The 6,893-nt window shown below is 43.4% G+C and carries 6 protein-coding genes; all 6 read left to right on the top strand.

Annotation, left to right across the window (positions count from 1 at the left end):
* Positions 1-116: 116 nt before the first annotated feature.
* From cmr1 to cmr6, 6 genes are read left to right on the top strand one after another with little or no spacing between them, the layout of a single operon-like run.
* Positions 117-1,355: a type III-B CRISPR module RAMP protein Cmr1 gene (cmr1, locus tag ENN47_11830; GenBank protein HDP78840.1), complete on the top strand. Its 1,239-nt coding sequence runs from the start codon at positions 117-119 to the stop codon at positions 1,353-1,355.
* Positions 1,325-3,724 (top strand): type III-B CRISPR-associated protein Cas10/Cmr2, encoded by a 2,400-nt coding sequence (cas10, locus tag ENN47_11825; protein HDP78839.1) that lies wholly within the window; start codon positions 1,325-1,327, stop codon positions 3,722-3,724. Before cmr1 ends, cas10 begins: the two co-directional genes overlap by 31 nt.
* Complete coding sequence (cmr3, locus tag ENN47_11820) at positions 3,721-4,776, top strand: type III-B CRISPR module-associated protein Cmr3 (protein HDP78838.1); 1,056 nt, start codon at positions 3,721-3,723, stop codon at positions 4,774-4,776. Before cas10 ends, cmr3 begins: the two co-directional genes overlap by 4 nt.
* On the top strand, positions 4,773-5,576 hold the full coding sequence (cmr4, locus tag ENN47_11815) for a type III-B CRISPR module RAMP protein Cmr4 (protein ID HDP78837.1): 804 nt from the start codon (positions 4,773-4,775) through the stop codon (positions 5,574-5,576). The genes cmr3 and cmr4 overlap by 4 nt, the downstream gene beginning before the upstream one ends.
* Positions 5,573-5,926 carry a type III-B CRISPR module-associated protein Cmr5 gene (gene cmr5, locus ENN47_11810; GenBank protein ID HDP78836.1) on the top strand — a complete coding sequence of 118 codons (354 nt, stop codon included), beginning with the start codon at positions 5,573-5,575 and terminating at the stop codon, positions 5,924-5,926. The genes cmr4 and cmr5 overlap by 4 nt, the downstream gene beginning before the upstream one ends.
* On the top strand, positions 5,919-6,683 hold the full coding sequence (gene cmr6, locus ENN47_11805; protein HDP78835.1) for a type III-B CRISPR module RAMP protein Cmr6: 765 nt from the start codon (positions 5,919-5,921) through the stop codon (positions 6,681-6,683). Before cmr5 ends, cmr6 begins: the two co-directional genes overlap by 8 nt.
* Positions 6,684-6,893: the final 210 nt, after the last annotated feature.

Raw genomic sequence — 6,893 nt, 5'->3', positions numbered from 1 at the left:
GCACGAGGGGTGGAACACTATATATAGAAATACGAACAACGGCAAGAAATCCATATGAACTGGAAAAAGCGGTTGAAGAGATAGAGGAATTATTGAAATAGAAGGGAGGGAAGAAGTTGCAAAAATCAACTTTCGTCTGCAAGACTATAACACCGATGCTTTCAAGGAGTATGTACTCAAAAATTGAAAACTCCTGGCGATTTGAGCTTCGACCTCAAAGTATCAAGGGGGTAATGCGTTTCTGGTTCAGGGCGCTCGTTCCTTGTGTTGTTGACCCTAACTGGTTAAATGGTTCGAAAAAGGCTTTTTCGGCTCTTCACTATCTGGAAGGGCTGATGTTTGGATCACAAGAGAAAAAGTCTCCGTTCTCGCTGACTGTTTCATATGCTGATGACATCGAAGAATCGGTCGACACTTTGGTTAACTCCAATGACAAGTTCTTTCGCAATGCTTTGTTTGGAACTTATGAGCTAAGAGGAAACAATCCGTCTTTTTCTTACATGATGCCAGATCAAAGCTTCACAATTAGGATCCGATATTCGAGTTCAGTCTTGCCAATTCAAAAAGCACTTACTGATTCTCTAATGACTCTCATAAGCAACTACTCAGGCTTTGGAGCTAAGGCAAGAGATGGGTTCGGAAGTTTTTCGATCACTAAGGCTAAAGGTGCAGAAGAAGAGTCTGTTGGGAAGCAACCCTCGACTTCAGAATCGCTCTTATTGAAGATGATTAGAGAAATAGATCTGGACGGAGACGTTTTCCGGCTAGTTCATGAAGAACGTAATCTGAGTCCCTACGAATTTCCTACAATAGCCAGATCAAAGGAGATGACAGCCCTCGCAAACTCAACCAGCTGGAGGAGGAATATTATCAGGTCTCTTACAGGATTGAGGAATATGGACGGGGAACCTCAGACGATCTATTCAAATCTGAAACTCGTCAAACTTAGGGGATACAGACAAGAGGATGACAATCTTAATCCCATGCGAGCCGCATATTTCTCTAACATAGCTCCGTCAAGGGATTTCGTAATGAGAACTAGCATAATGGGTCTTCCAATTATCTATCAAAAATTCGGCGAATACCCTGGAACAACCGGAAGGGGAGCAGCCACTATTTCGAATAACGATAGTGGTTCAGGTAGAAAAGCATCTCCAATATTCGTCTCAGTACATAAGGCAGTAAACAACACTTACTTTGCAAGAATTTTGCTTATGGCAAGCAAGATATCTCCAGAAAGAGACAGCCACGACAGACCGGTTATTTATGCAAGAGTCAATAACAGGAGCTATCCAATACTTGGAAATGAAAATTTCGAAGAACTATGGAATCTTATAGAGGGGGTTATCCAATGAACTGGGAAAAGAAGATAATTGCTCTTTTGCACGATCCCCTTTTCAAGGCGTTGGACATCAAGGGTCATGAAAGCCGCGCTGCAGAGATTCTCAAAACCTTAGGAATCTCTCCGGCAAAGGTCAAAGAAGAAGACTGGATTGCAAGTGCAATGGACAGACTTCCAATTCCGTGGGAGAGAAGCAGTCAAGTCAGGGTTCCGCTGGAGCAGACTGGAGGTTTCACACACACTCTCTCAGGTAACAAACTTGATATTCTGAAATACCTATCAAATCTAGAGACTGCTAAAGCTCAGTTCGTGGATGATCTCAGAGTGATTGCAGAAAAAAATGAGAAAGAGAACCTCTTTCATGCCTTATGGTGGCAGTTGCCCGACATGATGGAAGGATCCGCATTTCTTCCAGCAGACACGAGAATCCCCAATCACTCGATCGTTGATCACCTCGATTCAACATCTGCCCTTGCAGGAACGACTGAAGACGGAAAAATCAAGGCGAGCTTGATCAGCGTTTCTGTCGGTCCAGTCCAGAGTTTCATTGCCGCCGCGAGAAAGACCATGGATCTTTGGAGCGGGAGCTATCTATTATCGATGATAACTTACAAAGGAATCGAGTATATCGGCCAGAATTACGGCTTCGATTGCGTAATCTTCCCCTCGCTAAGAAACATCGCTTTTGTGGAAAAGTCTCTCTCAGATTGGGGAGTGAAGTTCACAGTCGATTCTCAAGTGCCTAAACCTTCCACTAGAGTAGCTTCTTTACCAAACAGATTTGTTGCAATAGTCCCAACAAGTGAAGTAAATGAAACTCTGAAAAACGTTGAGAAAGCTATAAAGGATGGCTGGAATGAAATATCTAGTGCCGCGTTGAAGGCCGGCAAAACTCTTGACGCGACAAATTTGCAGATGCAGCTGGATACTTTCCCTGAGGTTTTCACAACAAGCCAGGAGCTTATCGAAATCGAAAACGCAAAGGAGATTATCAGCAATCTTTATAATGATTCGGGAATACAAGATGAGATCGATAATTTGAATGCCTTGTCTATCGAACACGGTTCTCACAAACCAAATGCAGGTACCCTTTACTCATACTCATACAGACTACTGAGAAGCCTTGCGGATGCAAGAAAGACGTTGAGAACCTTCAGCCGTTTTACCGACAACTCTTCTGTCAACGGCAAAACTCTTCAAGGCGATCAGTTCAACGGAGATATGAAGGCGATCTTCAAGCTAAAAGATGGAGAAAAGACAGACCACTTGAACGCAGTCAATGCTATAAAACGTCTATACGCTTCAGAGAAAAGTGAGAAGTTCCCGTCTGTTGATGTATTCGCTGACAAGAATAAACAGAAGTTCATAGAGTTTACTGGCAACAAGCCAGAGAGCTATAAGAACAGCTATTACGCGATTCTCCTTATGGATGGAGATAGAATGGGCAGATGGATTGGCGGAGAATATGCACCTGAGATCTCTGAAGTAATAGCTGAACCATTACGAAAGGCGATACTCTCTAGCGATCTTCCAGCAAAAATGAAAGACTACATACTCAAGAGGAAGACCCTGCAACCAGCCTATCACAGAACGGTATCCAGAACCCTAAATGTCTTCTCCTCGCTCGTGCAGCTGGCTGTTGAAAAGCATGGGGGAGAGCTTGTATATTCCGGGGGTGACGATGTTCTTGCCTTCCTGCCAGCGGTATCTGTTCTAGAATGTGCAGACGAAATAAGAAGGATGTACTCTGGAACAGGAAATGTTGAGCTTGATTCTCCCGCAGGCAAACTTCAGTTCAAAGATGAAATGCTCTGGATAAACGGCAAACCCCACTCTCCTATGATGGGATTGAAAGCCACAATGAGTGCAGGCATAGCGGTCGTAAACAAGAAATACCCCTTGAGTCAAGCCCTAAGAATAGCCCGTGAATCTGAGCACATTGCTAAAGATGGTTTTGGGCGGGACAGCTTTGTCGTATCGATTGTGAGGCGTTCGGGTCAGATCAGTCGAAATGGATCTAAATGGTCAACAAAAGACGGAAACTTCAATTCGGTTAAGAGCCTGCGAGAAATGATCAAGAAAATTGACTCATCTGGTTTCGGTTCTAGAAGCCTCAGAAAGCTCTACGGTGACGATCTGATTTTGTCCAATAACGAATACGTGGACAAGTATATTCCGTATGTACTAAAGAAAGCAGGATCTAGAAAAGAAGATGATGGGTCTTTCGAAAGTATGCTCAAAAACTACTTCCGCAAGATGATCGACCTTGAGAGAGAAATTGAAGCAATTGAAGAGGAGAATGAAGATCTCTTCAAGGCACGTAAGAGTGCAGTTGATCTGCTCCTTGTTCAAGACTTTCTTCTGAGAGGTGATGGCAGATGAAGCTAAATGCAGTCTATTTTACTCCGGAAGATTGGATTTGTTTCAGGGAAAGCACCGTCTTTCAATCTGGAGGTAATGCTAAGACAGGACTTCCAAAGATTGAGACCTTCCTTGGAGCTATCAAAACAGCCCTTATAAAGAAGGCGGGAGAAAATCCTTTGAGTCTCTCTTCAGAACTCAAAGCGATTGTTGGAGATAGCGAGAACCCAGGCAAGTTAAGGATCTGGGGACCATTCATGTTCAATCAGACAAGCTCCGAAATTAAGCACTACTTTCCTTCACCAAACGGGATCTATAGACTTAAAGAGGGCAGTGAATTCAAACTGATGATGCCACATTACAGCGTTGAAACGGAGATCAATGGAAAAATCCTGAAGCTCCCCTGGATCCCGTCGTCAGCTGAAGGCATTGAAACGTTCGACGGCAGCCTGATAGAGATGAACGAAATCTCGAACTTGCAAAGAAAGCTTCCATTCTCTATTCTTCAAAGCAAAGAGATTTCGAAGGAACTTTATCAAGTGGAAAGCAAAGTTGGCATTGCACTCGAAAAAGAAAGGAAGAATGCCGAAGAGAGTATGCTATATACTCTTTCTTACTACAGGTTCAAACCCGATGCAGGCTTCTTCGTTTTTGCAGATGAATACACAGCAAAGACAATTTTTGGGTTATCAAATGTATTCATAGGAGGAAAGACTAGGGCGGTAGAGATAAGAGTAGACACCATAGAGACTGACATCTTCAATACTTCTAAGAGTCCAAAACCCGCACTCTGTCTCGTTACCCCATCAGTCTTTTCAAACGGATCGCTTCCTTCCGACATGAGAATTGCCGGCTGCGACATAAAGTCAGCAAATATACAGAGAAAGATCGCTGTAAGCGGCTGGGATCTTGCAAAGAATCAGCCTAAACCAATAAGGCATTATGTCGCACCAGGAACAGTCTATTATCTTGAAGGAGCATTTGATGAAAAGCAAGGCATTAGCAGCGAATCGCAAGATCTTGGCTATGGCAAATACTTCACGGTAGATTGGGATTATATAGGGAGGGATTGAAGTTGAAAGCTTTCTATTTATACGCTGAATCTCAAATTCATGCGGGAACTGGTGCAGATGTTGGAATTGTAGATCTTCCAATACAAAGGGAGAGAACAACTGGGTTTCCTGTCATTCAAGGAATCAAAGGCGCACTTAGGGCCTCCGGAATTGTGGATGATGCCATCTTCGGAAGCAAACCTTCAAAAGGCACAGAAGAGAACACAGATGCAGGAAAGATCTCGTTTTCAGAGGCCAAGATCCTTCTCTTTCCTGTAAGATCTGCCGAAAAGATGTTTGTTTGGGTAACCTGCCCTATGGTTCTAAGAAGATTCGCAAGATCTACGGACAAGAAGCTAGAGATACCAGACGTTCCAAATGACACAGTACTATTAGCTGATCAGAATTTCAGCGAGAAGTCTCTGACGCTTGAAGAGCTTGAGCTTCAATTAGACAAAAATCCCAAAGTGGCTTCCATTGCCACGCTTCTCTCTGGTTGTGCACCAGATAGTTATATGGCGGCTAAGTTGAAGAGAGATCTTGTATTGGTGAGTGACGATATGTTCGCCAAGATAGTTAAATCAATGACCGAAGTTCAGCCCAGGATAAGAATCGATGAGAAGACAGGAATTGTTGTGAGTGGGGCACTTTGGTATGAGGAGTATCTGCCTCTGGATTCAGTTCTGTACTTTGTCGCAAGAGAGACCGTCTATTCAAAGGGAAGTGAGTCGAAGCTCTCAGAACTCGACGGGAAAACCATGACAATTGGCGGAAAAGAGACTACGGGAAAGGGCTTTGTCTTCGTCAAGGAAGTGGTATGATGCCTTCTCTAAATGACTGGGCTAAGCAGCGAGTCACTTCTATTCTAGACAAAAGCGAAAAGGTTCAAAAAAGCTACAAGAGCGAGATCAAAGGTCTCGGTAGCATGCTTCTTCAGAATGGTCTTTATGGAACGATTGCCTATTACAAAGTCAGGGAAAAAGATTCCAGTAAGGAAATACTAGATCATTTAAGGAGCCTGCTTTCAGAAAGAATGAAAATTTCAGATGTCACAGAGATGAATCCGATTAATGATCTTGACTACATCAAGGCTCAGACTACTGTTCTTGAAGCTGTGAAGTGGCTGAGACGATACGCAGACATCCTCATAGAAGGTGAGGAAAATGGTTGATCCTAAAGCCATTGCGAATAGATCCATAAAGAACTCGTCACTTAATTACGACAAGCTTTTTCCGATAAGCAAACATAGCATGACTGATACCTCTCAACTGTCGGGACTACTTCAAATCCTCATGAACAAATTCTCGTATTATGATCGCGACTCGGTGAAAAGCCTTCTGGAGAGAAGAGACAGGATTGTTGCATCGTTCCGGAAAGTATTCGATCGAGAACTTCAGACGAAGAAGTATCTTATGGTCGGATCCGGTTGCCCCTCGATATTTGACAACGGATTTACTTTGATGAGAAACTACGGAGTTCCGTATATTCCGGCAAGTGCATTCAAAGGAGCTTTCTCGCACTATGTGGCTCAAGAGCTTGATGAAAAGAGCCCCTTGAAGGAGCATTTCAGGTTTCTTTTTGGAAATGGCAAAGACGATGACAATATCATGGGAGCCCTGATATTCATGGACGTAATTCCCAAGACCTACAGTCTAGGCATTGACATTATAAACAACCACTTCCAACCCTATTATAGTGACGAGAAGAACGAGAAAGCTCCGAATGATTACTATGATCCCGTTCCAGTTCAGTATCTCGTAATAGATAGTGGAAGCGTTTTCCGGTTTTCTGTACTGGAAAGGGAGAAAATGGAAGATAGTCTGAGAAAAGAGGTCTCGAAGGAGCTGATTAGTTTCCTCGGCGACTTCGGTCTGGGAGCCAAGACATCTTATGGCTACGGACTATTCAAGGAAGTCCTGCAGAAGTGACAGCGGCGAAAGCCGCTGTTTTTCTTTGTCCAGGCGCTAGCGAATTAATCATATGAGAATCGACAAATCACTTATGCTCGGTTACACTTCTTATGCTTGAGAATATCTGCGGAAATCCAAACTGAGTCCTGAAAGTATTTTCACATAATAATCAGAAGAAGACGACTCCTTCTACAAGAGAGGCCATAAGTTCCAAATGATCCTCTTGAG

Source organism: Mesotoga infera, assembly GCA_011045915.1.
Lineage (GTDB): Bacteria > Thermotogota > Thermotogae > Petrotogales > Kosmotogaceae > Mesotoga > Mesotoga infera_D.
This window is presented reverse-complemented; position numbering and strand designations above follow the sequence as displayed.

Bases quoted from the DNA above. Each gene is read 5' to 3' on its own strand.
- cas10 (HDP78839.1), top strand. From the start codon at position 1,325: ATGGAATCTTATAGAGGGGGTTATCCAATGAACTGGGAAAAGAAGATA.
- cmr3 (HDP78838.1), top strand. From the start codon at position 3,721: ATGAAGCTAAATGCAGTCTATTTTACTCCGGAAGATTGGATTTGTTTC.
- cmr5 (HDP78836.1), top strand. From the start codon at position 5,573: ATGATGCCTTCTCTAAATGACTGGGCTAAGCAGCGAGTCACTTCTATT.
- cmr6 (HDP78835.1), top strand. From the start codon at position 5,919: ATGGTTGATCCTAAAGCCATTGCGAATAGATCCATAAAGAACTCGTCA.